This window comes from Streptomyces sp. NPDC025638, assembly GCF_055558775.1.
Map to the genome: position 1 here is coordinate 42,747 of NZ_JBVHLX010000021.1, position 25,622 is coordinate 68,368.

The following is a 25,622-nucleotide window of genomic DNA, read 5'->3' on the forward strand; positions in this document are numbered from 1 at the left end:
GGGGACCGGTCCGGTCCTCAGCCGAGCACCCTCGCCACGAACGTGTCCAGGACCCCCGCCCCCACCTCGACCGCGCGGGTGCGCCCCTGCCAGTCGGTGATCGTGTGGGAGCGGGCCGCCGTGCGCAGGGACCGGACCCGGGCCCGGGTGCCCTTGCCGTCCCGCAGGTCGAGGGCGGCGAGGGCGGCGCGGGCCCAGTCCCGGGTGGACGCCAGCCAGGGGGCGGCCGAGGCGCGCAGCGGCGCGGGGACCGTGTCCGGCACCCCGGCCAGGACGGTGAGCCGCTCCCGCAGGGCCGGTTCGGCTTTCCCGCCGCTGCGCCAGTAGGCCGCTGTCAGGGTCGCGAGTTGCGGTGCCTGTGCGGTGTTCAGCCGGGAGGCGCGGTTGACGTCGGCGAAGGCGCGCAGGGCGGTGAGCGCGCGCCGGTCGCCGTCGGCCAGTGCGGACAGGCCCGCGTCGAGTGCCGCGGCCGGCCGGTACGCGGTGGGGTTCCAGGCGTACGCGGCCATCGAGAACAGCGCCGGGTCGGAGGCGGCCGCCTGGTTCATCGGGTTGGCCAGAAGACCCGCGACCGCGCCGGGCAGGCTGTCCTCGCGGCCCATGTAGGGGCCGAGCAGCAGATGGTCCGCCGTGTAGTCGTTGACCGGGTAGTTGTCCCACACCAGCAGCGGGTGCCCGTACAGCCGACCGGCCGCACGGGCCTGCTCGGTGCGCAGCGCCGGGGAGACGACCAGCGGCCCGGTCCACATGACGCGGACGTCCCGGTCCAGCCGCCCGGCCAGCGCGGTCTTGTACGCGCTCGCCCGCGCCCCGTCGTACTCCGTGGGCACGGTGATCAGCGGAGCGGCGCCGCCGCGGGCGTCGAGGAACTCGTGCTGCACCTTGTTCAGCAGATCCGCCTGCGCCCGCCCGACCGCGCCCCGCCCGCTGCCGTACACGGCGGCGTCGCGTGCGCAGTTCCAGTGGTCGATCTCGATGTCGTCGAGCGGCACGGCGAAGGCCCGCACCCCGGCGCCGTCCCACAGCTGCCGGAACTTGCGCACCAGCGCCGCGGTGTCCGAGGCCGACGAGTAGCAGATGGAAGGGCCGGGGGAGAGCGCGTACACGAAGGAGATGTGGTCGGTCGCGGCCCGCGCGGCCAGGGTGCGCAGTTCGGCGAGCCGGGGCTCGGGGTACGGCTCGCGCCAGCGGCCGCGCAGATAGGGGTCGTCCTTCGGGCTGTACATGTATGTGTCGAGCTTCCAGCGCGCCGCGAAGTCCAGTTGCTCCAGGCGCTCCCGCTGGGACCAGGGTGTGCCGTAGAAGCCCTCGACGATCCCGCGGGCGGCGGTGGCCGGCCAGTCCCGGATGCGGACGGCGGGCAGCGCGGTGCGCGCGGCCCGGGAACCGACGGGGCGCACCAGCTGGGCGAGGGTCTGCGCGGCGTGGAAGGCACCGTCCGGATCGACCCCGGCGAGGACCGCCCGGGGCTGTCCGTGGTCGATGCCGACGGCGAGGACGTACCCGCCCGCGGCGAGACCGGTGGGCGGGGCGGCACGCAGTGGAGCCAGGGCGGCCGACGTGCCGCCCGACGCCACCGTGACCAGCAGCTCGCCGGACTTCGGCGCGTCCCCCAGGCGTATCTCGTCCGCGCCGCCCGCGCGCAGCGCCCGGGTGACGGCGTCCAGGGTGGCCGCGTCCGTCCCCGCGTCCGCGCGCACGGCCACGCTGCGCCCGATCCGCACCGAACCCGCGTCCCGGCGCACGCTGCGCGGTGCGGGCCACAGGGCGGGCACCTGCGCCGGAGCGCTTCCGGCGCGGGTGGTCCGCGCCTTGCCGTCGGCCGCCGAGGGGGCCGCCGCCGCGGCGCCGTCCGGGCCGGCGGGTCCGTCCCCGCAGGAGCGGGCGAACACCACGACCACCAGGCCGAGGACGAAGCCGACCAACAGCTGCGGCGGGACACGGAACTGGCGCACCCTGAGCCCCCTCCACCATCCGTCTGCGCGGGCGGTAGGCAGTCAACTACCATCTGTCGCATTGATTATGACGGAACGGCAGTTTCCGTTCGGGGGGATACGTGAACGTCGTCGAGGCATGTCGCGCAGCCGTGTGACGTTCCGTCGGAAACGGCGGCGAAGGCGTCGACAAGAGGGCACTGTGCGCCAGTTGGCGTAGACACTGCCGACAGCAGGTTCTATCCAGAGATGCGTGGGGCGGACGCGGCCCCTGCTACAGGCACGGGGGAGGTCGCACATGGTGGTGGTTCCGGAAGATCCGCACAGCCACTGGATCGTGCTCCTCGACATCGAGGACTTCAGTCTGCGCGCGGAGACCACCCAGGCGACGCTGCACGACGACCTGTACCACGTGGTCGAGTTCGGGTTACGGCGGGCCGGGCTCGGCCTGGACGGATGCGAGGTGCAGGACCGCGGGGACGGCATGCTGCTGCTGGCCCCGCCGGACACCAAACCCACCCTGCTGCTGAGGGAGTTGGTGCGGGGCCTGGAGGACGCGCTGGTCCACCACCGGGACACCTACAACCACGACCACCGGATGCGGCTGCGGGTCGGGTTCGAGCAGGGGCTGGTCAGCAGGCGCGGCGAGCGGTGGACGAGCAACGCCGTCAACGACCTCTCCCGGCTGGTCGACGCCGGCCCCGTCAAGCAGGTGCTGGCCCGGGCCGGCCGGGCCCATCTGGTGGTGGTCGTCTCCGAGGACATCCACCGCAAGGTGGTGCTCGGCCGCTACCCGGGCATCGACCCGGCGGCGTATCTGCCCGCCGACTTCGTCACCAAGCACGGCGAACCGCGCCGGGGCTGGGTCACCGTACCCGGCTACCCGGCGCCACCCGGACTTCCCGCGGACTCGGGGGAGCCGCCACGTGGCAGAACGAGACCGGGGGAGGACCCCGGCACGGGCGGTACCGCGGGAGGAGCGGGCGGTGGGACCGAACCGGGGAGCCCGGTCCTGCCGCCCTCGCTCCACGTCGGTGATGTGACGAACGGTCAGATCGCGGTGGGGGACGGGGCGATGGCCGTGGGCGGTGACTATGTGCACGGCAACAAGATCGAGCATCACCACGGCTCCCGCGACGTGCCCCGCCGCGGCACCTCGGCGGACGGATCATGACCACACCGCCCGCCGGCGGCGCGCCCGCCCCTGCCCCCACCCCCACGACGACGGCGCCCACCGGGGGAGGGGCGCCGTCCCCGCAGGGCGCACCGCCGCCCGGCGGCGGCACACCCGCGCAGGGCGGCGCCGGGGGCAGCGGCGGCAACAGCGGCTCGCCCCAGCCCGGCACCGCAGGCGGCGCGGATGGCGGTACGCCCCAGCAGGGCGGCACACCACAACCGGCGGCCCCCGACAACACCGTCGGCGGCAGCGACAGCGCCAGCCAGGCCACCGCCCGTACCGGACAGGGCAGTCTGCGCGCCGGGCTGCTGCGCACCGCCTGGACCCACATCGGCGGCGACCGGGTCGAGGGCGACAAGATCGTCATCCATGCCGGGGGCGAACACCGAGTCGTGCTGCGCACCCTGGCCGCCGCGGACGTGGCAGCCGTCCAGCACACCTTCCGGGCCCCGCCCCGCTGGGACGACGTCGTCGTCGACGCCTGGCAGCGCCGCTCGGTCGTACTGCGCGGCCCCGGCGGCGCGGGCAAGACCGCGGCCGCCGTGCGCCTGCTGATATCCGCCCGGGCCACGGCCTTCTACCTGATCGACTCGGTGGCCGAACTGACCCGGCTGACCGACCTCAGACAGATCGCAGGCGCCGGCCTGCTGCTCGACCGGCCCGTCGACCTCGGCCTGCTGCGCGGCCCCCAGCTGGCCGGCCTGGAGAGCCTGCTGCGGGACGCCGACGCCCATGTCGTCGTGACCGCGGGACCGGAGGCCGAACTCGACCGCGACCTCGGCGAGTACGTGCAGCGCATCGCCCACCCCGAGGCCCTGGACACCGTGCTCGCCGCCCATCTCTCCCACCGGATCGGCGAATCGGAGGCCGAACTCGTCCTCGCCACGGACGGCGTTGCCGAACTCACCGCCGAACTGCTGGACCAGGGTGCCGCCTGCCGGATCGCCGCCCAGCTGGCCTGGATCCTCGAACAGGAACACCGCGACGGCGCCGTCGACCCGCGGCGGATCCGCTCCCGCATGGAACAGACCGGCGGAGAGGGCCCCGAGGAGTGGTTCGAGGGACTCGGCGACATGGGACTGCGCACCCAGGCCATCGCCCTCGCCGTCCTCGGCGGACTCCCCCAGGAGTACGTGTCCCTCGCCGCGAGCTCCCTCCTCGACCGGTTCCGCAGCGACCGCGGTGTCCTCACCGCCAGCGTCGAGCAAGGACCCGTACCCCTGCGCCAGGACCCCTTCAGCCAGTCCCGCAGGCAGTTCGCCGAGAAACTGCGGGCGCGCACCTACTCCGCCGTCACCCGGGGCGACTTCGGCTGGCTGCCCTGCACCGTCGCCGAGTACCGCAACCTCGACTACCCGGCACGGATCATCCGGCACGTCTGGTCGGAGTACCGCATCCAGCAGGAACTCGTCGCCTGGCTCGGCGAGTTGGTCGACCGGCCCTCCCAACAGGTGCGCAGCTTCGCCGGAACCGCCCTCGGCCTGATCGCCACCGAGTCCTTCGACCACATCGCCACCCAGATCTTCCCCGGCTGGGTCATGGACGAGGGCACCGGCTCGCTGCGCCGCGAGGCCATCGCCTACGCCCTGCGCGTGTGCGCCCGCGACCCCGCGCTGCGCACCGGCGTACGCAACCTCGTCGACGGCTGGTACATGAGCGGCACCTGGCAGTTCCAGGCCGCGGCCGCCCGCGCATACGGCCTGTGCCTGGGCGGCGCCGACCTCCCGACGGCCCTGCAGACCCTCACCCGGCTCGGCACCGTCGACCACATCCAGGTCGCCATCGAGATCGGCGACGCCTTCGCCGACCTGATGGAGGAGGACGTCGACACCCACGCCCCCGTGGTGCTGCGCGCCATCGCCGAGATGTCGCACGAACCCGCCAGCCGCCCCTCCGGCCACCTCGCGTTCCTCATCCTCGCCGACGCCCTGGCCACCGACGAGCCGGCGGCGGGCGGCGCCCCTCCGCGCAGCCGGCCCACCCTGCTCCGGCTGGCCGCGGATGCCCCGCCCGGCGACGAACTGCGCCGGCTGCTCGGCTATCTGTGGTCCGAGGCGATCAGCGGCGAACTCTTCGCCGACCAGGCCGGGACCGTGCTGGAGGCCTGGGCCGCCCAGGCCGAGGCCGACCCCCAGCTCCTCGACGACCTGGTCCGCGTCCTCGTGGAGGACGTGGCGGCGCGCAGTCCCCGGGCCGGAATGCTCCTGGAGCGCTACGCCCGGCACTGGACCGACCGCGACCGCTTCCGCCCGCTGCCCCGCTCCGCCCGGGTCCTCGGCGCCCGTCTGCACAGCGCCCCACCCGTCCGACCCACTCAGCCAGGAGGTGGCCGGTGACCGAGCCGGTCTCATTGATCGTCAACCGGAGTCCGGTGCCCCGCATGGCGGTGGGGCCCACCAAGGCGACCCAGCCGCACCTGGCGGTCGTGTACGCCACCGCCGCCGGCGAGGTGGAGTGCTTCGAGGGCCGCCCCATGACCCCCTCGCAGCAGGTCTTCTCCAAGTACCGCACCCGCTACGAGGTCGATCTGCGCGGCTACCGGCGCAGCGCCGTCCTCGGCCGCAACCCGCTGGTCTCCCGGGACGGCGTGCACGCCTTCGAGGTGAAGGTCGACTTCGCCTTCCGCGTGGACGGCTGGGACGGCGCCAAAGCCCTGGTCCGCTCCGGCATCGACAACCCGCTGCCCCTGGTGCACACCTACCTCACCAGCCTGTTCCACGCCGCCGGACAGCGCTTCGCCATCGAGGACTCCTTCGGCCTCCAGCACTACCTCAACCAGCGGTGCGGGCAGCAGGTGACCCTCGCCGAAGGGCTGGTCGTCTACGGCTGCCAGGTGTCGGTGCAGCCCGACGCCAAGTCCAAGGCCTACCTGGAGTCCCTGATCGAGGCGGGCCGCCGGGAGACGCTGGGGCAGGCCGAACACGTGCCCAACATGGGTGATGTGCTGCGCGAGGGCCAGATCGCGGCCAAGAAGCAGGAACAGGAGATGGAGGCCGCCGCCCGCCAGGCCGAGGCCCTCAGGCATGTCGCCATGGACAGCGAGGGCCTGATCCGGCAGTACATGAACACGCACCCGGAGGACGCCGCGGGCGCGTTCGACATGCTGCGCAAGCTGGAGGAGGCCCGCTTCGCCACCGCCGAGCTGCAGAACCAGCGCGCGCTGGCCCTGTTCCAGGCGATGGCCGACAAGAACCTGGTGCAGGCCGGCGACCTGGAGGTGATGCGGCAGCTGCTGACGGACGTGGTCGGCCGCGCCACCGGCGGCGCCACCCAGCTCCCCTCCGCCACCACCCCGCAGCTTCCCGGCGCCCGGCCCTGGGACGCCCCGGCCGCCCAGCTCCCCTCGGCGTCCACCGCCGGATCCGCCCAGACCCGGACCCAGGCCCAGGCCCCGCCGCCCCGGCCCGCGGACCAGGGCCCCGGGTTCACCGCCCAGGGCCCCGGGTCCACCGTCGTGGGCGATGCCCTCCCCCCGTACGCCGGACGGCCCGCCGTCCCCACCTACGCCGCCCTGATCTACCTGGTGCTCGACGAGTCCCTCGACCGCGACAGCCTGCAGGAGCTCAACCGCGGCCTGAACGACCTGCACTCCGCGCTCTCCGGCGCACCGGAGGTCGCCAGGTCCCTGCGGCTGTCCGTCCTCGGCATGGCCGCCACCGCGGAACCGCGCCTCCAGCTGGAGGCCGTCACCCACGGCACCCGGACGCCGATCCTCACCGGCCGCCCGGGGCTGTCGTACAGCAGCGCCTTCCAGTTGCTGAAGACCGTCGTCGGGCAGGACGTCGCCGTCGTCAAGGCCGAGGGCGTCCAGGTGCTGCGGCCGATCGTGTACTTCCTCACCGGCGGCGTCCCCGACGAGGGCAACGGCTGGCGCGAGGCCCATCAGCGGCTGACCGACATCGGCGGCAACCCGGCCGCGCCGAACGTGATCGCCCTCGGCCTGGGCCGGGCCGACGCCTTCGCGGTCCGTGCCGTCGCCACCCGGCCCGAGTTCGGCTTCATGGCACCGCCGAACCAGGACGCCGTGTCGGCTGCCCACAGCTGTGCCGGGTTCCTGCGCGACAGCGTCGTCGGCTACGCCCGGCGCCTCGCCTCCGGCGACCCGCAGTTCTCGGTCAACCCGCCCGACGGCTTCCGGCGGGCCGAGGACGCCTACTGATCCGCACCACCTCCCACGCAGTCAGTCCCACCACGCAAGAACGGAAAGACGATGATGGAAAGCAATCGGGGGCACTTGCTCCCCATCTACGTCCTGGCCGACGAGTCGGGCTCGATGACCGAGCACATAGACGACCTCAACGACGGCCTGCGCTCACTGCACCAGGCGCTGCTCGGCGAGCCGATGGCCGCGGCCAAGGTGCGCTTCTCGGTCCTGGGCTTCTCGGACGACGTGGTCGAACGGGTCCACCTGGTCGACCTGCGCAGCGCCAATGAGTTCCCGCTGCTGCGCACCCGCGGCATGACCAGCTACCTCGCCGCCTTCGAGGACCTGATCAACCGCATCCCGGGCGATGTCAACGCCCTCAAGAGCGAGGGCTACCAGGTGCACCGGCCCGCGGTGTTCTTCCTCAGCGACGGGCTGCCCAACCACGGCGAGGACTGGCAGGACGCGCACCGCAGGCTCACCGACCGCTCGGTCACGCTCGGCGCGCCGAACATCATCGCGTGCGGCATCGTGGACGCCGACGCGCAGACCATCAACCAGGTGGCCACGGAACCTCAGTTCGGGTTCGTCGCCAACAAGGGCGTCGATGTGGGCGGTGCCATCGCGAAGTTCTGCACCGCCCTCACCAAGAGCGTTATCTCCTCGGGCCGTTCGCTGGGCTCGGCGTCCCCGCAGCTGGTGGTCGACAAGCCGGAAGGCTTCACCGTCGCGATCGATGTGATCTGACGTGACCTGGTTCCCCAACCGGCACCCCGACGACGACCGGGAGGGGCAGCGGCCGGTGCCGCCGCCTCCCCGCCCCGCGCCCGAGCTGTACCCGCAGCAACCGGCAGAGTCCTACGACCGGCCGGAACCGGCGGGCTCCTACGCCCACGACTGGCAGCCGGGCCGACCGTGGCCGCCCGTCGGCCGGCCCGCCCAGCCGCCCGCGCACCCCGCCCCGGCGCCGGCTTCTCCTCCCCGGTCCGACGCCTTCGCCGAGGGATGGCAGACGATCAGCGTGGACGGCGCCGTTCCCGAGTTCGACCCGAGACCGCCGATCGGTGCCCTGTCGTACCGCCCCGACACCGTCTGCGACGGCTGGTCCACCGAGGCGCTCGACCTGCGGCTCGCCTCGGTGCGCGGCTACGCCCACCGGGCCGAGGGCCGGCCGCGGGAGGACGACGCGGCCGCGGCCTGGGACGAGCACACCCGCACCGTGGTGTTCGCCGTCGCCGACGGTGTCTCCGACGCCCGCCAGCCGCACATCGGCTCCCAGCTCGCCTGCCGCAGCGCGGTCGACGAGATGCTCGCCCAGGTGCGCGCGAGCGGCGGGTTGGTCACCGACTGGCCCAAGCTGCTGAGCACCGTCCACTGGCAGCTCCGGGTGCAGGCCCGCCGGCTGCTGCACCAGGAGGACGCCACGGTCGACGAGACGGCCGACCTGCTGGCCACCACCCTGGTCGCCGGGGCGGCCACGCCCACCCCGGCGGGGGTACGGGTGGCGCTGGTGTCGGTCGGTGACTCCGGGGTGTGGCTGATCAAGAACGGGGCTCTGTATCCGCTCCAGGGCGGCAAGGCGGTCGGCGCGGACGGCCTGGTCTCCTCCGCCGTACGGCCCATGCCGTACGTGCCCGCCGAGGTCGTCCCCTTCGAGTACGTCCTGGAGCCGACCGGTGTGCTGCTGATCGGCACGGACGGATTCGGCGACCCGGTCGGCGACGGACGGGGCGTGGTGGCCCAGCTGTTCTGCCGTGAACTGGAGCGCCCGGTACCGCCGTTGGGCTTCGCCCATCTGCTCGACTTCTACCGGGAGACCTTCGACGACGACCGCACGCTGGTGGCCCTGTGGCCGCGCGTGGCCGCGGCGGGGGGTCCGCGATGAGCGAGGTCACGGTGCCCTGGGTACTGCCGGACAAGCTGGGCACCTACACCGCGCACAAGCTGGGCGACGGCGGGCAGGGCATCGTGTACGGGGTGCCCGACCCGCCGGGCAAGTTCGCGGGCGAATATCTGGCGTACAAGGAGTACCGGCCGACGGAGGCGTACGACAGCGACGTCCTGTACGACATGGTCTGCTTCCGCCAGATGCTGTCCCCGGCCGACCGCGCTTATCTGGATGAGCGGCTGACCTGGCCGCTCGCCCTGGTCTACCTGGGCGACACCCCGACGGACCCCCGCCCGTCGCGCAACCCGCGCACCAGGGTGGTCGGCTTTCTGATGCGGCGTGTGACCCAGGACTACGAGCTGCGCATGCCGGGCGGCGAGGTGAAGCTGCAGGCGCTGGAGTTCCTGCTCAACCCGGACGGCTATATGACCCGGGTCGGCCTGTACGTCGACGACGCGCACCGCGTGGAGCTGCTGCTCGACCAGGCCCGCACCCTCGACTGGCTGCACCGGCGCGGGGTGACGGTGGGCGACCTCTCGCCGAAGAACGTCCTGTTCACCCTGCGGGGGCAGGCCCGGTGCCGGTTCATCGACTGCGACTCGATGCGCTACACCGGCAAGGACGTGCTCAAGCAGGTGGAGACCACCGGCTGGGAGGTGCCGGAGCCGGAGAAGGCCACGGTCGCCTCGGACTCCTGGAAGTTCGGTCTGCTCGCCGCGCGGGTGTTCAACCGGGACCAGGACAGTCCCGACCTCGGCCCGCTGCGGGCCGTGTCCACCGAGCTCGCCCAGCTCGCCAGCCTCGCCCAGAACCGGGACCCGCAGCGGCGGCCGCCGATGTCCGACTGGCTGACCAGGCTGGAGCTGGTGCACAACCGGGTCAAGCGGACCCGGCGCGCCACGGCGCACACCACTCAGCCGCCGGCCCCGACCCCGACGCCCGCGGGCCCCTACCGGCCCCAGCCGCAGCCGGCGTCCCCTCCCCAGGGGTTCACCTTCCCCGCCCAGCCTCAGCCGCGCCGCCCGGCCCAGAGCGGCTCGATGGGCAACAGGGTGGCCGGCTGGCTGCTGGGCGCGGTCCTGGTGGGCGGCCTCGTCGGCTATGCGGCGACCCATATGGACTCCACGGGCGCCTCGGCGTCGCCGTCCTCGGGCGGGCCCTCGGCGACGGCCACCGATGACGTCCACACCAGTGGTGACTCGGGCGCCGGCGTCAGCACCCCGGACTCCGGCGAGGACACCCCGTCCGACCGGGCCGTGGCCCCCGGAGCCACCGTCGACTACTCCCAGGTCGCGGACGACCCCGAGGCCGAGGACGTGGCCGCCATGTTCGCCCGCTTCTTCGGCGCGATCAACAAGCACGACTACGACACGGCCCTGGACCACTACGACCCCGGCACCTCGGTGGTGAACCTCGGCTCCAAGTCGGCCCGGAACCAGTGGAAGGACGTCATGTCCACCACCCGGGACAGCGACTTCGTCCTGAGCGACCTGTCCTCGGACGGCACCTACACGCTGGCCACCCTGAACTTCACCAGCCACCAGGACGCCGGATACGGCCCCGCCTCCAGCCCGTCCGACACCTGTGACCAGTGGACGGTCACCTATCAGCTGACCGACTCGAACGGCTACCGGATCTACAAGGCGCCGAGGGACGGGGTCAGTTACACCTCCTGCTGACCCTCACCCGCCGAAGGCCTGCGCCTTCAGCTGATCCACCGACCGGACCGACAGATACTGACGCCCCGTCACGATCCAGCCCCGGGCCCGCCATTGCTCCAGCACGCGGCTCACCGTGCGCCGGGAGGTCAGCAGCAGGCCGGCCAGGTCGTCCTGGGACAGGGCGAGGGCGAGACGGCGGCCGGTGCCGTCCGGCTCCGGCATGCCGCACCGCTCCACGAGGTCGAGCAGGAGCGCGGCGAGCCGGGCGGGCACCGGCTCGGTGATGCCGATGCGCTGGAGATCGGCCTCGCGCAGCCGCCGCGACAGGGTCTGTTCCAGGGCGGCGGCAATGCCCGGCCGGGCGCGGGCGAGGACGTGGAAGCGGGTGGCGGGCAGCTGCAGCAGTTCGGCCGGGGTCGCCGTGACGAGCGAGGCAGAGCGCCGCCCGCTCTCCATCGAGGCTTGTTCGCCGAGGAGTTCACCGGGACCGCGCAGCGCGAGCAGGGCCCGATAGCCGGCGTGCGACTGGGCGATCACCTTGACCCAGCCGCGCATCAGCACGACCAGATGGTCCGAGTCCTCGCCCTGGGTCAGGAACTGCCGCTCGGCCTCCACCACGACCCGGGTCGCCGCCCGGAGCAACGCGGCCCGGTCATCGGCGTGGAGCGCCTCCCAGAAGGGGGCGGGGCGAAGAGCCACGGCGGTCAGCCAGGCGGCCGCACGGCCAGGGACCCGAGTGCGGACGACCGCCGCACCCGCCGTCTCCCGACCCGTATCGAACCCGTCTTCGTCACGCCCCGTCCTCCCGTCCTCGGGCCACCGTACCGGGACCGCACCAGTGTGACCCGATCAGACGTCGCCCGCCCACTCCCGGAGCGCGGCCCTGCTCTCGAAGGCGGCGACGTTCTTGTCGTGCGGATCGCTGGTGTACTGGTGGAAGAGCCACTTGGCCTTGATGCGGGGCTTTCCCGCGGTGACGTAGTCGGCGATCCAGAGGCCGTCACCGGCGTACGAGGTGACGTCGACGTCCAGCCAGTAGTTGCGGTTGGCGTACAGCACGACCTTGTTGTGCGGCCGGAGTTCCTTGACCTTCCGGATGAACAGGTCCTTCTCCGCGTTGCTCGCGTGCGTTCCGTCGCTCGTCGTCTCCCAGTCGACGGCGAGGATGTCGCCCGCCCGCTCGGGGGCGTGCCTGACGAAGTACTCGGCCTGCGCGGTGAGATGGCCGGGCCACAGGAAGTGGTAGAAGCCGACGACCAGTCCGCCGTCACGGGCGGTCTCGGTCTGGGCGGTGAGTCTCGGGTTGATGTACGAACGCCCCTCCGTCGCCTTGATGAAGGCGAAGGAGAGGCCGTCCGTGTCGTACGAGGCGGACTGGAACGCGCTCACGTCGATGCCGTGCAGCATGCGGAACTCCCTGAAGTGCCAGTGGGGTGACAGGAGCTGAGGTGTTGTCAGTTCCACCTTTGCACGCGTGATCCGTTCGCGCGCCTGGATTGTCAGCTTCGGGTCGTCACCGACCCCAGTACCGCGGCCGACTTGGCCGACCAGTCGGAGGTGATCACGCTCGCGTGGTCCCCCGCCAGCAGCGACAGCCGGGCGGCGACCTCCGCGTCCGTGGGGGCGGTCGACGAGATCGCCGGGGGTACGCCGTCCGCTCCCGTCATGATCAGGAAGTAGTGGTTCGTGGCGTAGAAGGACGTGTCGTAGGCGTTGTTCACATAGGTCGCCGCGTCACCGTCGAAGAACACGAACCAGGGGCGGATCGAGGCGTCGTAGCGGCTGGTGCGCGGGTCGCCGTTCGCCGCGCCGAGCGCCGCCGGGAAGGCCTGGGCCGCCGAGATGTTCCCGGCCGCGTACAGGTCGCGGAGATGGTCGCCGTACTCCTCGTCCGTCCAGTAGCTGTCGAAGGGGTTGGCCTGCTCGACCGTGCCCGGGATCAGCTCGAAGAGGAATTTGCCCTTGAGCGCGTCACGAGCGGGCCAGGCGTTGGCCCTCGACGCCGCGTCGAGCGTGGAGTAGTCCGAGCCCAGCAGGTCGGACGGCTTGTAGACGCTGCTGCCCAGCTTCTGCGACACCAGTGCGTCGAAGGCGGCCGGGCCCATGCCCGCCCTGCCGTTGAAGCCCACCTTCATCTCGACCTTGAACACGATGGGCGGGTGGTCCGGGTGGAGCTGGTTCCAGGCCGCGATGTTGTCCAGGCAGGAGCCGAAGTCCTGGTTGCGGGCCTTGCTGTACAGCTCGCCCGGGGTCTTCGCGGCCTCGCAGTTGTTGTCGTTGCCCAGCGGGTTGCTGTGGCTGACCCGCCAGCGGTGCGTGAGGCTGTCGACATAGACGTCGAGTTCGAGCAGTGAGGCGCCGGAGTCCAACGCCTGTGCGAAGTAGGTGTACTTGGCCTTGTCGTACGCGTTGTGCGTGCCGATGGCCGTCGTCTCGGAGAACTTCGGCGCCGCCGCGCGGGCGTTCGCCGGAACTGCCAGCAGCAGGGCGGCGGCACCCAGCAGCGCCGCCACCCGTCTCACCACACCAACCGAGCGCACGTGTCAACTCCCCTTCGTCGTCGCCGAGTTGGCGGCAGCGTAGGGGAACGCGATTACTGCCCGGTAGCCCCGGGAGGAACATCAAAAGAGGAGAGTCGGCCGGTCGCCTGCCGGCCCCGACTGCGAGGCTTTTACAAACTTTCTGGCAAGTGTTAAATTCGTAGCCATGCCGAAGGTTCCCACCGCGCAGCTCGTGCTCGACGCCGCCTACCGCTGCTTCTGTCGCAACGGGTACCGCCGCACCACGATCACCGACATCGTCGAAGAGGCACAGCTGTCGCGCCCGACCGTCTACAAGTACGTCGGGACCAAGGAAGACGCAGTCACCAAGGTCGTCCAGTCCCTGCTGGAGCAGGCCCTGGCTGCGGCGCGGGCGGCGGCCTCCGCCCCGGGCACGCCCGAGGAGCAGGTCCTCGCCGTGCTCACGGTGAAGCTGGAGGTCGCCATCCGGCTGTGGCACGACAGCCCCGCACACGCCCAGGAACTGCTGTCGGCCGCCACCGCCCAGGCGCCCGACCTGGTCACCGACTACACCGACGGCCTGGCCGAGCTCCTGACATCGGCCCTGGCGGACGTCGTCCCGGACGCCGCGCGACAGGCCGCCGCCGTCCTGCTCACCTTCACCCGGGGCCTGGAGGACGAGCTGCGCGACGCCGACGCCGTCCGCCGCGAACTCCGGGCCGGCGTGCAGATGATCACTCGCGGGGCACTCGCCCGTCCCGCATCGTCCCCGGCCCGACCCACCGGCAGGCCACCGGCGAAAGGACCACGATGAGCAGCACCGCCCCCGCGTACTACCGTGGCCAACAGGCCTGGCGCGACCTGCAGGAGTTTCTGCCCTCCCGGCTGCGCCTGACCGACGCCACCGCGCCGGAGGAGGAGTTCTGGGACTGGCGCGGACACCGCGTCCACCTCGACCGCTACCGCGATCCCGGGGCGAGGGCGAAGGTCGTCCTGCACCACGGCGTGGGCACCAACGGCCGCCAGATGTCCCTGATCCTGGGCGCCCCGCTGGCCCGGCGCGGCTTCGAGACCGTCGCCCTGGACAACCTCGGCTACGGCCTCACCCAGGTCAAGGCCGGCACCGCCCCGTCCTACGACGACTGGGTCGATCTGGTCGTCGACTTCCTCGCCCACGAGCGCTCCCGCGACGACCGCCCGATCGTGCTCTACGGCCTCAGCGCGGGCGGCATGCTCGCCTACCACGTCGCCGCGAAAGCCCCCCGCTCCACCCTGGCCGCGTCGTCGGCATGACCTTCATCGACCAGCGCAGCCAGCAGGTGCGCGACGAGACCGCCCACGACAGGCTCACCGCCCGCACGGGCGGGGCGCTCATGGGCCTGCTGGCCAGGACCCCGGCCGCCTCCCTGAAGTACCCGATGAGCCTGGCCTGCAAGATGTCGGCCCTGGCCAACGACCCGGCCGCCATGAAGGTCTTCATGAAGGACCGCACCTCCGCCGGCAACCGGGTCAGCTTCCGCTTCCTGGGCAGTTACCTGAGCTACGCCCCGGCGGTCGAACCCGAGGACTTCGACGCCTGCCCGGTCCTGCTGACCCAGCCCGCCGAGGACCGCTGGACCCCGCTCCATCTGAGCCGGCCCTTCCTGTCCCGCATCACCAAGGTCCCGGTCGACACCGTCATGCTCGACAACGCCGGCCACTACCCCCTCGAGGAGCCGGGGCTGACGCAGATGCAGGACACCATCGCCGGCTTCGTCACCAAGCACGCCGCCTGACCCGGCACGCCGCGTACCGCGGCACCTTCCCTAGCACTCGATGATGTTCACGGCCAGCCCGCCCCGGGCCGTCTCCTTGTACTTGACGGACATGTCCGCTCCGGTGTCCTTCATGGTCTTGATGACCTTGTCCAGGGACACCTTGTGGGAGCCGTCGCCGCGCATCGCCATGCGGGCGGCCGTGACCGCCTTGACCGCGGCCATGCCGTTGCGCTCGATGCACGGGATCTGGACCAGGCCGCCGACCGGGTCGCAGGTCAGGCCGAGGTTGTGCTCCATGCCGATCTCGGCCGCGTTCTCGACCTGCTCGGGGCTGCCGCCGAGGACCTCGGCGAGGGCGCCCGCGGCCATCGAGCACGCGGAGCCGACCTCGCCCTGGCAGCCGACCTCGGCGCCGGAGATGGAGGCGTTCTCCTTGAAGAGCATGCCGATGGCACCGGCGGCCAGCAGGAAGCGGACCACACCGTCCTCGTCGGCGCCGGGGATGAAGTTGATGTAGTAGTGCAGCACCGCGGGGATGATGCCCGCCGCGCCGTTGGTGGGCGCGGTCACCACACGGCCGCCGGCCGCGTTCTCCTCGTTCACCGCCATCGCGTAGAGCGTGATCCACTCCATCGCGTGCGCCAGCGGGTCGCCCTCGGCGCGCAGCTGGCGGGCGGTGACGGCGGCCCGGCGCTTGACCCGCAGCCCGCCCGGCAGGATGCCCTCGCGGGTCATACCGCGGGACACGCACGCCTGCATCACGCGCCAGATCTCCAGCAGGCCCTCGCGGATCTCCTCCTCGGTGCGCCAGGCCCGCTCGTTCTCCAGCATCAGCGCGGAGATCGACAGACCCGTGTCCTTCGTCAGGCGCAGCAGCTCGTCGCCCGTGCGGAAGGGGTACTTCAGAACCGTGTCGTCCAGCTTGATCCGGTCGGCGCCGACCGCTTCCTCGTCGACGACGAAGCCGCCGCCCACCGAGTAGTACGTCTTCGAGAGCAGCTCCGTGCCCTCGGCGTCGTACGCCCACAGGGTCATGCCGTTCGCGTGGTACGGCAGCGCCTTGCGGCGGTGCAGCTTCAGGTCGTCGTCGAAGGAGAACGCGATCTCGTGCTCGCCGAGGAGACGGATCCGCCCGCCCGATTTGATCTGTGCCACCCGGTCGTCCGCCGTCTCCACGTCCACCGTCCGCGGAGACTCGCCCTCCAGGCCCAGCAGCACCGCCTTGGGCGTGCCGTGGCCGTGGCCCGTGGCGCCGAGGGAGCCGTACAGCTCGGAACGTATGGAGGCGACGGACTCCAGCACGCCCTCGTTGCGCAGCCGGCGGGCGAACATGCGTGCCGCGCGCATCGGTCCCACCGTGTGGGAGCTGGACGGGCCGATGCCGATCGAGAACAGGTCGAAGACCGAGATGGCCACGGTGACTCCTCAGTACGGGGGTGGTGCGAAGGGGTGGGGCACCGCGCCCACGGAAGAAACGTGCGCTTCCAGTGTGCGCGGTGCCCGCGCCGGGGTGAACTACTTGGAGAGCCCCGGGTACAGCGGGTGCTTGTCGGCCAGGGCCTTGACCCGGGCCTTGAGGGCCTCCGCGTCGTAGGACGGCTTCAGCGCCTCGGCGATCACATCCGCGACCTCGGCGAAGTCCTCGGCCGCGAAGCCGCGGGTCGCCAGGGCCGGCGTACCGATCCGCAGACCGGAGGTCACCATGGGCGGACGCGGGTCGTTCGGGACCGCGTTCCGGTTGACCGTGATGCCGACCTCGTGGAGGCGGTCCTCGGCCTGCTGACCGTCCAGCTCGGACTCGCGCAGGTCGACCAGGATCAGATGCACATCGGTGCCGCCGGTCAGGACGTTGACCCCGGCCTCGCGGGCGTCGGCCGCGGTGAGCCGCTCGGCGAGGATCCGTGCGCCCTCGACCGTACGGCGCTGGCGCTCCTTGAAGTCCTCCGAGGCGGCGACCTTGAAGGAGACCGCCTTGGCCGCGATCACGTGCTCCAGAGGACCGCCCTGGAAGCCCGGGAAGACGGAGGAGTTCAGCTTCTTCGCGAAGTCCTTCTTGGCGAGGATGATGCCGCCGCGCGGGCCGCCCAGCGTCTTGTGGGTGGTGGAGGTGACGACATCGGCGTACTCGACCGGGTTCGGGTGCAGACCCGCGGCGACCAGACCGGCGAAGTGCGCCATGTCGACCCACAGATACGCCTCGACCTCGTCGGCGATCCGGCGGAACTCGGCGAAGTCCAGCTGCCGCGGGTACGCCGACCAGCCCGCGATGATCACCTTCGGGCGGTGCTCCTTGGCGAGCCGCTCGACCTCGGCCATGTCGACCAGGCCGGCCTCGTCCACGTGGTAGGCGACCACGTCGAACTGCTTGCCGGAGAAGTTCAGCCGCATACCGTGGGTCAGATGACCGCCGTGCGCCAGGTCCAGACCGAGGATGGTGTCGCCGGGCCGGGCCAGCGCGAAGAGCGCGGCCTGGTTGGCCGAGGCGCCCGAGTGCGGCTGCACATTGGCGTACTCGGCGCCGAACAGCTCCTTGACCCGGTCGATGGCGATCTGCTCGGCGACGTCGACGTGCTCGCAGCCGCCGTAGTAGCGGCGGCCCGGGTAGCCCTCGGCGTACTTGTTGGTGAGGACCGAGCCCTGGGCCTCCATGACCGCGACCGGAGCGAAGTTCTCCGAGGCGATCATCTCCAGGGTGGACTGCTGGCGCAGCAGCTCGGCGTCGACCGCGGCGGCCACGTCCGGGTCGAGTTCGTGCAGGGGCGTGTTCAGGACGGACATACGTCTACGACTCCTCAGCCGGCGGTGTGGGCCACGTACTCGTCGGCGGAGAGCAGGTCGGCCGGCTCGTCCGTGACGCGTACCTTGAACAGCCAGCCGCCCTCGAAGGGGGCCGAGTTCACCAGGGAGGGGTCGTTGACGACGTCCTCGTTGACCTCCGTGACCTCACCCGTGACCGGCGAGTACAGGTCGGAGACAGACTTCGTGGACTCCAGCTCGCCGCAGGACTCGCCCGCGGTCACCGTGGAGCCGACCTCGGGGAGCTGGGCGTAGACGACATCGCCGAGCGCGTTGGCCGCGAACTCGGTGATACCGACCGTCGAGACGCCGTCCTCGGCGCCCGACAGCCACTCGTGCTCCTTGCTGTAGCGCAGCTGCTGGGGGTTGCTCATGGCCTGAATTCTCCTGTACGCGGGGATGTGCTGATGACTGGGGGAGTACTGAAACCGCAGGTGAGCGGGGTGATGTGCCCGGCATCACAAGCAGGCGGGGCGAGGGCCCCGGTGATCAGTCTCTACTTCTGGCGCCTGTAGAAGGGCAGTGCCACGACCTCGTACGGTTCGTGGCTGCCGCGGATGTCCACGCCGACGCCTGCCGTGCCGGGCGCGGAGTGCGCCGCGTCGACGTAGGCCATCGCGACGGGCTTGCCCAGCGTGGGGGAGGGGGCACCCGAGGTGACCTCGCCGATCACCGCGCCGCCGGCGACGACCGCGTACCCCGCGCGGGGGACCCGGCGTCCCTCGGCGACCAGGCCGACCAGGACGCGCGGCGGGTTCTGCTCGGCGCGGGCGGCGGCCTCGGTGAGCGCCTCGCGCCCCACGAAGTCGCCCTCCTTCTCGAACTTCACCACCCGGCCGAGTCCGGCGTCGAAGGGCGTGAGGGAGGTCGTCAGCTCGTGCCCGTACAGCGGCATGCCCGCCTCCAGGCGGAGCGTGTCACGGCAGGACAGGCCACAGGGGACCAGACCGACGCCCTCGCCGGCCTTGGTCAGTGCCTGCCACAGCTCGACGGCGTGCTCCGGCTTCACGAACAGCTCGAAGCCGTCCTCGCCGGTGTAGCCGGTACGGGCGATCAGCGCGGGGACACCGGCGACGGTGCCGGGCAGGCCCGCGTAGTACTTCAGGCCGTCCAGGTCGGCATCGGTCAGCGACTTCAGGATGCCGGGGGACTCGGGGCCCTGGACGGCGATCAGCGCGTAGGCGTCGCGATCGTCGCGGACCTCGGCGTCGAAGCCGGGCGAACGTTCCAGCAGTGCGTCCAGGACCACCTGGGCGTTGGAGGCGTTGGCCACGACCATGTACTCGGTCTCGCCCAGCCGGTAGACGATCAGGTCGTCCAGGATGCCGCCGTCGGCCTGGCAGATCATGGTGTAGCGGGCGCGGCCCACCCCGACGGAGGCGATGTTGCCGACGAGCGCGAAGTTCAGGAACTTGGCCGCCTCCGCGCCGGTCACCGTGATCTCGCCCATGTGCGAGAGGTCGAAGAGTCCGGCCTTCGTGCGCACGGCGATGTGCTCGTCGCGCTCGGAGCCGTAACGCAGCGGCATGTCCCAGCCGGCGAAGTCGGTCATGGTCGCACCGAGCGAGCGATGCAGCGCATCGAGCGCGGTATGACGGAGTTCGGTACTGCTCATCGGTCGGTTGTCTCCCAAGGCGATGGGGGTCCCCCCGCGCGAGCCGAATTCGAGCGTGGGGGAGGGCGAGGTCGTTCCTCCCCATCTGTCATCGGAACCTGAGAGGTTCGCCATGACCACCCCTGTCCGGGACGACCACGGCTTGCACCTTGGGTGGGGCCACCGTCACGGCGGCCCGCTTTTCAGATGTGCCTCGCCCGCGCGGTAACGGTGCCTGAGAGATTCAAGGGAGGGACTTGCTCCTTCGGCGCCCCGGCAGTGCTGCCGAGGACTCTCCCGCGCGGATTCAAACGGCCGGTATGCAGTTGGCGGCCACATCATTGCACGCCTCGCCCGCGCGCGGCAGGTCGGCTTCTGTAACCGGGCTGTGGCAGTACGCGCACGAAAACGCGAGACACCAGGCATTACCTTCTCTTTACACTCGACGGGCAGGGGATCTCCGAGCCCAAGGGGAGGACGATCACGGTGAACAGGACCACGGCGTACGCCACGACCACGGGCATGGCCCTGCCGAAGCGGCCCACCGCCTCGGCCCGCGGACGCTGCGACGAGCGCCCGGCACCGGTCGTCCGCGATCTGCGCGACCGCGCCGGCCACAGCCCGCACGGCCTGCTCTTCGGCCCCGGCGACCTGGTCGTGATCACCGGCCTGCCGGGCAGCGGCAAGTCCACCCTGATGAGGCGTGCGGTCCGGGGCGCGCGCATCGACTCCCAGGACACCCGTGACCGCTGGGACGCCCGCATGCCCCGCCTGCTGCCGTACGCGGTCTACCGCCCCCTGGTCCGCCTCGCCCATTACGCCGGGCTGCGCCGCGCCCTGCGCTCGGGCGAGGGGGTCGTCGTGCACGACTGCGGTGCCCAGACATGGGTGCGCGAATGGCTGGCCCGCGAGGCCCGCCGCCGTGGCGGCACCCTGCACCTGCTGCTGCTCGACGTCACCGCGGACACCGCACTGGAGGGCCAGCGCGAGCGCGGCCGCGGTGTCTCCCGCTACGCCTTCCTGCGCCACCGCAGGGCCGCCGCCCGCCTCCTGCGCACGGTGGAGCGGGGCGAGCTGCCCCCGGGCTGCGGCTCGGCGGTGCTGCTGGACCGGGCCGCGGCGGACGTCCTGCACCGGATCGGCTTCGCGCGGTGAAACCGGGTCACCGGTACCCGCTAGCCTTTCCAGCCATACCAGTGGTTCCCAGCAGGCGGTAGGCAGATGGACTTCCCGGCGGACTTCCCCACGGACTTCCCGGCACAGGCGCACCCCCATCCGCACGGCGGATGGCCCGGCAACGAGCTGGAGGAGGTGCTGTCGGCGTCCCTCGGCGTGCCGTCGGCCGGCGCCCGGATCGTCGAGGTCCTGAGCCGCAGCTTCGTATGGATCCCGCTGCCCAACGGCGGCGGCCCGAACAGCGGTCCCCTGGACCTGCCCACGATGGAGATCGAGGGCCAGGTGTACGTCCCGGTGTTCAGCTCCGAGGAGCAGTTCCGCCAGGTCGTCGGCTCCCACATGTCGTACACCATCGCCCCCGCCGTGGAGTTCGTCCGCGGTCTGCCCCCGCAGGTCGGCCTCGCGATCAACCCGGACGGCGTGGTCGGCGTCCCGCTTCCGCCGGAGGCGGTCGCCGAGCTGTGCCGGGCGGGGCGCACCGAACTCGACGGCCCCTCGACCGGCGGCCGCGTCCGCCTCTTCGAACCCGACTGGCAGGACGACCCGGTCGACTTCCTCGCCGCGGCCTCGGCGGAGTTCGCCGGGACGGGCGTGGTCGCCACGGCCCGCCGCTGCCTGGCCGCGATCGAGACCGCGGACCCGGTGATGTTCGTGGGCGTCGAACTGTCCCAGTGGGAGGGCGACCTGCGAACGCTCCCCCTGGAAGCCCTGGGCAGGGCCCTGGGGAAGGCCCCGGTGCGGTGGCCGGTCAACCTCGTACTGCTCGACGTGGCGGAGGACCCGGTGGGCCACTGGATGAGGGAGAACGTCAGGCCGTTCTATCAGCACGGTCACTGAAGCGCGCTTCGCCTACGCGCACCGGGTCTCGAGCCATCGGGCGCTTAAGCTGTTTCCATACGCGGGGCAACTTCTCGAAGGGGCGGTAAACCAGGTGAGCGCGAGCGGCAGCGGCACCGCGACCGGACAGGTCGAGCACATGCTGCGGCAAGTCACGCCCGGGCGCTACGACGCCTACGAGGCACTGCTGCGCGCACTCGCGACCCCGTCCTCCGGCCAGGTCTGGATGCTCCTGTGGCACGGCCAGGGCGGCTCCCCGGACGCCCAGTACGGAAACATGGAGGTCGACGGGTACGGCTACGCGCCCTGCGTCACCTCTGCCCAGGAGCTGTCGGCCAGCGGCTGGAACAGATCGTACGAGGTCGTCGACGGCCTCGACGTGGCCCGCACGCTCTACCCCGACCACTACGGCCTCTGGCTGAACCCGCACGCGCCCGGCGGCGGCTTGGGCATCCCCTGGCTCGACCTGCGCCGCATCGCGACCGGCCTGGACCGTCAGCCGGCGGGCCCGCTGCGGCTGTCCGAACCGGCCATCGAGATCCCCCAGTTCTACGCCCTGCTCGCGCAGAACGCCCACCGCACCCCGGCGGTCCGCTCGCTGCGCCGGGCCTGGGTGCAGCCGGCGCTGGGGGCGCCGTACCTGGCCATCGGCCTGGACGTGTACGACACCTCCCCGCCCGCGGTCGACTCGGTGCGGGCGATGATGCAGCAGTCCGTCGGCGCGGTCCCGGACGGGCTGCCGGTGTCGACGGTGGCGATGACGGACGAGTACGACCCGGTCGTGATGTGGATGCGGGCCGGCGCCCGTCCCTTCTACGACCGTGAGGCGCACGCCGCTCCCGCCGCGGGCGGGGGCTACTGGGCCCAGCTGCCGCAGAGCGGAGCCTACTGAGCCCCGTGGCAACTTTCGCACGTATGTCCCGGTTTGCCGCTTTGGGAAGATCTTCGCGCGTAGATATGGGTGAATTTTCGGCTTTTGTTCACCCATAGGCGGTTTGACGGTGTCCGCCCCCAGCAACTGCCCGTCCGCATAACGGGTAACCACAGGCTGCATCACGGTTGCGCATCCATTCACCGCCAAGGCTGGCAACTGATCGCCGAAGCGTTGAAGACTCCCACTTCAAGGGGTTCGCCCCTGTGTACGACGGACTGATTGAGGCCGCTACCAGCGGCAAGTGCGGGCCGGCTACCGCCGGTTGAGAGGGGTCCCTGCCTGATGACGGCACCATTGCACGAGCCGACTGCGGAAGCGGCCCCGAGCGCGGCCGAAGAAGCGGCGGCTGCCGCTGCCGGCGACAAGGCCGTACAGGGACGTTCCCTGGGCCGGATCGCCTGGGAGCGCCTCAAGCGGGACAAACTCGCCCTCACGGGTGGCGTGGTCGTGCTTGCCCTCATCGCGCTCGCCCTGCTCGCGCCCGTGATCACCAACCTGCTCGGGCAGGATCCGGACGCCTACCACGAGAGCCTGATCGACCCGCTGTTCGGCACACCCAAGGGGTCGCTGGGCGGTATCAGCGGAGACCATCTGCTGGGTGTCGAGCCGGTCAACGGCCGCGACATCTTCGCCCGCATCCTCTACGGCGCTCGGGTCTCACTCCTGGTCGGCTTCCTGTCCGCCATGGTCGCCGTCGTTCTCGGCACCGTGCTGGGCATCCTGGCCGGCTTCTTCGGCGGCTGGGTGGACTCCCTCATCAGTCGCGTCATGGACGGTCTGCTGGCCTTCCCGCAGCTCCTGTTCACCATCGCCCTGGTCTCCGTCATGCCGAACGACATGCTCGGCCTGACCGGCTCCAGCGTGCGGGTGTTCGTGATGATCCTGGTCATCGGGTTCTTCGGCTGGCCGTACATCGGACGCGTGGTGCGTGGACAGACCCTCTCGCTGCGTGAGCGCGAGTACGTCGAGGCCGCCCGGTCGCTGGGCGCCGGGCGGTTCTACATCCTGTTCAAGGAACTGCTGCCCAACCTCGTCGCGCCCATCGTCGTGTACACGACGATGATGATCCCGACCAACATCCTCACCGAGGCGGCACTCAGCTTCCTTGGCGTAGGCGTCAAGCCGCCTACCGCCTCCTGGGGGCAGATGCTTTCGAGCGCGATCGACTACTACGAGTCGGACCCCATGTACATGGTGGTCCCGGGTGTGGCGATCTTCGTGACCGTTCTTGCCTTCAACCTCTTCGGCGACGGCGTGCGGGACGCGCTGGACCCGAAGGGCTCCCGCTGAACCGCCTTACCCCAAGCGTCCCGTGGCACTGCCACGGGGTCTCTCATCAAAATCCGGAGGATCCGAGATCGTGACTACCCAACGCACCTCAGGGCGGCGCAAGCAGGCGTTGGCCGCTGCTGCCGCGGTCGCCGCGCTGCTGACCACGGCGGCGTGCGGCGGCGGCAACAGCGATGACGGCGACAAGGGCTCGAAGACGGGCGCAGCCGGTTTCGACGCGGCCAACAACAAGGTTGCCCAGGCCGACCTCGCCAAGAAGGGCGGCACGCTGCGGTTCGGTGGTGCCCAGGACGCCGACTCGTGGGACACCACGCGCGGCTACTACGGCTTCATGTGGAACTTCGCGCGCTACTACAGCCGTCAGCTCGTCACGAACAAGACCGAGCCCGGCAAGGACGGCGCCACGCTGACCCCGGACCTCGCCACCGGTCTCGCCAAGGTCTCCGACGGCGGCAAGACCTACACGTACACCCTGCGTGACGGCGTCACCTGGGAAGACGGCAAGCCGATCACGTCCAAGGACATCAAGTACGGCATCGAGCGCGTCTGGGCTCAGGACGTGCTGTCCGGTGGTCCGGTGTACCTGAAGGACGTCCTCGACCCCAAGGGCGCGTACAAGGGCCCGTACAAGGACTCCGCCAAGGACAAGCTGGGTCTGAAGGCGATCGACACGCCGGACGACAAGACCATCGTCTTCCACCTCCCGAAGGCCAACTCGGACTTCGAGGAGATGCTGGCCCTGGTCTCGGCGTCCCCGATCCGCCAGGACATGGACACCAAGTCCAAGTACGGTCTGCACCCGTTCTCCTCCGGCCCGTACAAGTTCGCCTCGTACAGCCCGGGCAAGGACCTCACCCTGGTCCGCAACGACAAGTGGAGCCAGGCCTCGGACCCGATCCGCAAGGCCTACCCGGACAAGATCACCGTTCAGTTCTTCTCGGACGCCAACCAGCTGGACCAGCGTCTGCTCAACGGTGACCTGGACCTGGACATCAACCAGACCGGCATGTCGCCGCAGGGCCGCACCACCGCCCTGAAGGAGCACAAGGCCAACCTGGACAATCCGGTCTCCGGTTACATCCGCTACGCGGTCTTCCCGCAGAGCGTGAAGCCGTTCGACAACATCGAGTGCCGCAAGGCCGTCATCCTGGGCGCCGACCACGTGTCGCTGCAGACCGCCCGTGGTGGCCCGGTCGCCGGTGGCGACATCGGCACCAACATGCTCCCGCCGTCCGTCGCGGGCGCCGAGGGCCAGAAGTACGACCCGTACAAGCTGGCCACCGACAACAAGACCGGCAACGAGGCCGACGCCAAGGCCGCGCTGAAGGCCTGTGGCAAGCCGAACGGCTTCAAGACCACCATCGCCGTCCGCAACAACAAGCCGGTCGAGGTGGCCACCGCCCAGTCCCTGCAGGCGTCGCTGAAGAAGATCGGCATCACCGCCGAGATCGACCAGTACGACGGTTCGCAGACCACCGGCATCATCGGCAGCCCTTCGAACGTGAAGAAGAAGGGCTACGGCATCATCATCATGGGCTGGGGTCCGGACTTCCCGTCCGTCCAGGGCTTCGGTCTGCCGCTGTGGGACAGCAAGTACATCCTGCAGAGCGGTAACTCGAACTACGCGCTGATCAAGGACAAGGCGATCGACGGCCTGTTCGACCAGTACGTCAACACGCTGGACGACGCGGGCAAGACCAAGATCTCCACGGAGATCAACCACAAGGTCATGGAGGGCGCGTACTACCTGCCCTTCGTCTTCGAGAAGTTCATCAACTGGCGCGGAGACAACCTGGCGAACGTGTACACCACCGACGGCTACAGCGGTATGTACGACTTCGTCAACCTCGGCCTGAAGTCAGCGAAGTAAACCCGGCACACCCGCCGAACGGCACGAAAGGCAGGTGAAGGCCGGCGACGCGTGATCGCGGGC

22 protein-coding genes and 2 riboswitches are annotated in these 25,622 nt (G+C 71.0%); of the genes, 14 read left to right on the forward strand and 8 right to left on the reverse strand.

What is annotated here, in order from left to right; translation table 11 throughout:
* Window positions 1-17 precede the first annotated feature (17 nt).
* Entirely contained in the window at window positions 18-1,955 is a 1,938-nt protein-coding gene (locus ACZ4EG_RS38930; protein ID WP_467793993.1) for a beta-N-acetylglucosaminidase domain-containing protein, read from the reverse strand.
* A 277-nt stretch (window positions 1,956-2,232) separates the two neighbouring features.
* On the opposite strand from ACZ4EG_RS38930, the gene ACZ4EG_RS38935 reads away from it, so the two are divergent.
* From ACZ4EG_RS38935 to ACZ4EG_RS38960, 6 genes are read left to right on the forward strand one after another with little or no spacing between them, the layout of a single operon-like run.
* A complete protein-coding gene (locus ACZ4EG_RS38935; protein ID WP_467793994.1) occupies window positions 2,233-3,108 on the forward strand; it encodes a hypothetical protein in 876 nt (291 codons plus the stop codon).
* Complete coding sequence (locus tag ACZ4EG_RS38940) at window positions 3,105-5,447, forward strand: hypothetical protein (protein WP_467793995.1); 2,343 nt, start codon at window positions 3,105-3,107, stop codon at window positions 5,445-5,447. The genes ACZ4EG_RS38935 and ACZ4EG_RS38940 overlap by 4 nt, the downstream gene beginning before the upstream one ends.
* Window positions 5,444-7,270: a vWA domain-containing protein gene (locus tag ACZ4EG_RS38945; RefSeq protein ID WP_467793996.1), complete on the forward strand. Its 1,827-nt coding sequence runs from the start codon at window positions 5,444-5,446 to the stop codon at window positions 7,268-7,270. Before ACZ4EG_RS38940 ends, ACZ4EG_RS38945 begins: the two co-directional genes overlap by 4 nt.
* Before the next feature lie 51 nt (window positions 7,271-7,321).
* Window positions 7,322-8,002, forward strand: a complete 681-nt coding sequence (locus tag ACZ4EG_RS38950; RefSeq protein WP_363301581.1) for a vWA domain-containing protein — start codon at window positions 7,322-7,324, stop codon at window positions 8,000-8,002.
* Window position 8,003: 1 nt separating this feature from the next.
* A complete protein-coding gene (locus ACZ4EG_RS38955; protein ID WP_467793997.1) occupies window positions 8,004-9,140 on the forward strand; it encodes a protein phosphatase 2C domain-containing protein in 1,137 nt (378 codons plus the stop codon).
* Window positions 9,137-10,822 carry a hypothetical protein gene (locus ACZ4EG_RS38960; RefSeq protein WP_467793998.1) on the forward strand — a complete coding sequence of 562 codons (1,686 nt, stop codon included), beginning with the start codon at window positions 9,137-9,139 and terminating at the stop codon, window positions 10,820-10,822. Before ACZ4EG_RS38955 ends, ACZ4EG_RS38960 begins: the two co-directional genes overlap by 4 nt.
* A 3-nt stretch (window positions 10,823-10,825) precedes the next feature.
* On the opposite strand, the gene ACZ4EG_RS38965 is transcribed toward ACZ4EG_RS38960, so the two are convergent.
* From ACZ4EG_RS38965 to ACZ4EG_RS38975, 3 genes are all read right to left on the reverse strand, one after another.
* Window positions 10,826-11,503, reverse strand: a complete 678-nt coding sequence (locus tag ACZ4EG_RS38965) for a Crp/Fnr family transcriptional regulator (protein ID WP_467793999.1) — start codon at window positions 11,501-11,503, stop codon at window positions 10,826-10,828.
* 150 nt (window positions 11,504-11,653) lie between these two features.
* Window positions 11,654-12,211, reverse strand: coding sequence for a GH25 family lysozyme (locus tag ACZ4EG_RS38970; protein ID WP_467794000.1), 558 nt, complete (start codon window positions 12,209-12,211; stop codon window positions 11,654-11,656).
* A 92-nt stretch (window positions 12,212-12,303) separates the two neighbouring features.
* Window positions 12,304-13,344 (reverse strand): phosphatidylinositol-specific phospholipase C domain-containing protein, encoded by a 1,041-nt coding sequence (locus ACZ4EG_RS38975; RefSeq protein WP_467794001.1) that lies wholly within the window; start codon window positions 13,342-13,344, stop codon window positions 12,304-12,306.
* Window positions 13,345-13,510: 166 nt separating this feature from the next.
* Here ACZ4EG_RS38975 and ACZ4EG_RS38980 point away from each other — a divergent pair, with 166 nt between their 5' ends.
* From ACZ4EG_RS38980 to ACZ4EG_RS38990, 3 genes are read left to right on the forward strand one after another with little or no spacing between them, the layout of a single operon-like run.
* On the forward strand, window positions 13,511-14,119 hold the full coding sequence (locus ACZ4EG_RS38980; protein WP_467794002.1) for a TetR/AcrR family transcriptional regulator: 609 nt from the start codon (window positions 13,511-13,513) through the stop codon (window positions 14,117-14,119).
* Entirely contained in the window at window positions 14,116-14,598 is a 483-nt protein-coding gene (locus ACZ4EG_RS38985) for an alpha/beta hydrolase (RefSeq protein WP_467794003.1), read from the forward strand. The genes ACZ4EG_RS38980 and ACZ4EG_RS38985 overlap by 4 nt, the downstream gene beginning before the upstream one ends.
* Complete coding sequence (locus ACZ4EG_RS38990) at window positions 14,595-15,080, forward strand: lysophospholipase (RefSeq protein ID WP_467794004.1); 486 nt, start codon at window positions 14,595-14,597, stop codon at window positions 15,078-15,080. The genes ACZ4EG_RS38985 and ACZ4EG_RS38990 overlap by 4 nt, the downstream gene beginning before the upstream one ends.
* Before the next feature lie 30 nt (window positions 15,081-15,110).
* Here the strand turns inward: ACZ4EG_RS38990 and ACZ4EG_RS38995 are convergent, their stop codons facing one another.
* The 4 genes from ACZ4EG_RS38995 to gcvT form a co-directional block, all read right to left on the reverse strand.
* On the reverse strand, window positions 15,111-16,478 hold the full coding sequence (locus ACZ4EG_RS38995) for an L-serine ammonia-lyase (RefSeq protein WP_453558154.1): 1,368 nt from the start codon (window positions 16,476-16,478) through the stop codon (window positions 15,111-15,113).
* A gap of 99 nt (window positions 16,479-16,577) precedes the next feature.
* Window positions 16,578-17,840 carry a serine hydroxymethyltransferase gene (glyA, locus tag ACZ4EG_RS39000; RefSeq protein ID WP_453558156.1) on the reverse strand — a complete coding sequence of 421 codons (1,263 nt, stop codon included), beginning with the start codon at window positions 17,838-17,840 and terminating at the stop codon, window positions 16,578-16,580.
* A 14-nt stretch (window positions 17,841-17,854) separates the two neighbouring features.
* Entirely contained in the window at window positions 17,855-18,232 is a 378-nt protein-coding gene (gcvH, locus tag ACZ4EG_RS39005; RefSeq protein ID WP_390711989.1) for a glycine cleavage system protein GcvH, read from the reverse strand.
* A 122-nt stretch (window positions 18,233-18,354) separates the two neighbouring features.
* Entirely contained in the window at window positions 18,355-19,473 is a 1,119-nt protein-coding gene (gene gcvT, locus ACZ4EG_RS39010) for a glycine cleavage system aminomethyltransferase GcvT (RefSeq protein ID WP_467794005.1), read from the reverse strand.
* A gap of 75 nt (window positions 19,474-19,548) precedes the next feature.
* Window positions 19,549-19,665, reverse strand: a riboswitch (glycine riboswitch).
* Window positions 19,666-19,762: riboswitch (glycine riboswitch) on the reverse strand.
* A 176-nt stretch (window positions 19,763-19,938) separates the two neighbouring features.
* Here gcvT and ACZ4EG_RS39015 point away from each other — a divergent pair.
* The 5 genes from ACZ4EG_RS39015 to ACZ4EG_RS39035 all read left to right on the forward strand — a co-directional run bounded on the left by ACZ4EG_RS39015 (window position 19,939) and on the right by ACZ4EG_RS39035 (window position 25,559).
* Window positions 19,939-20,607 carry an AAA family ATPase gene (locus ACZ4EG_RS39015; RefSeq protein ID WP_467794006.1) on the forward strand — a complete coding sequence of 223 codons (669 nt, stop codon included), beginning with the start codon at window positions 19,939-19,941 and terminating at the stop codon, window positions 20,605-20,607.
* A 66-nt stretch (window positions 20,608-20,673) separates the two neighbouring features.
* Entirely contained in the window at window positions 20,674-21,465 is a 792-nt protein-coding gene (locus ACZ4EG_RS39020) for an enhanced serine sensitivity protein SseB (RefSeq protein WP_467794007.1), read from the forward strand.
* Between the two features lie 94 nt (window positions 21,466-21,559).
* Window positions 21,560-22,357 (forward strand): enhanced serine sensitivity protein SseB C-terminal domain-containing protein, encoded by a 798-nt coding sequence (locus tag ACZ4EG_RS39025; RefSeq protein ID WP_453558166.1) that lies wholly within the window; start codon window positions 21,560-21,562, stop codon window positions 22,355-22,357.
* A gap of 324 nt (window positions 22,358-22,681) precedes the next feature.
* On the forward strand, window positions 22,682-23,689 hold the full coding sequence (locus ACZ4EG_RS39030; RefSeq protein WP_390711984.1) for an ABC transporter permease: 1,008 nt from the start codon (window positions 22,682-22,684) through the stop codon (window positions 23,687-23,689).
* 70 nt (window positions 23,690-23,759) lie between these two features.
* Window positions 23,760-25,559, forward strand: coding sequence for an ABC transporter substrate-binding protein (locus ACZ4EG_RS39035; RefSeq protein WP_467794008.1), 1,800 nt, complete (start codon window positions 23,760-23,762; stop codon window positions 25,557-25,559).
* The last annotated feature ends 63 nt before the right edge of the window (window positions 25,560-25,622 follow it).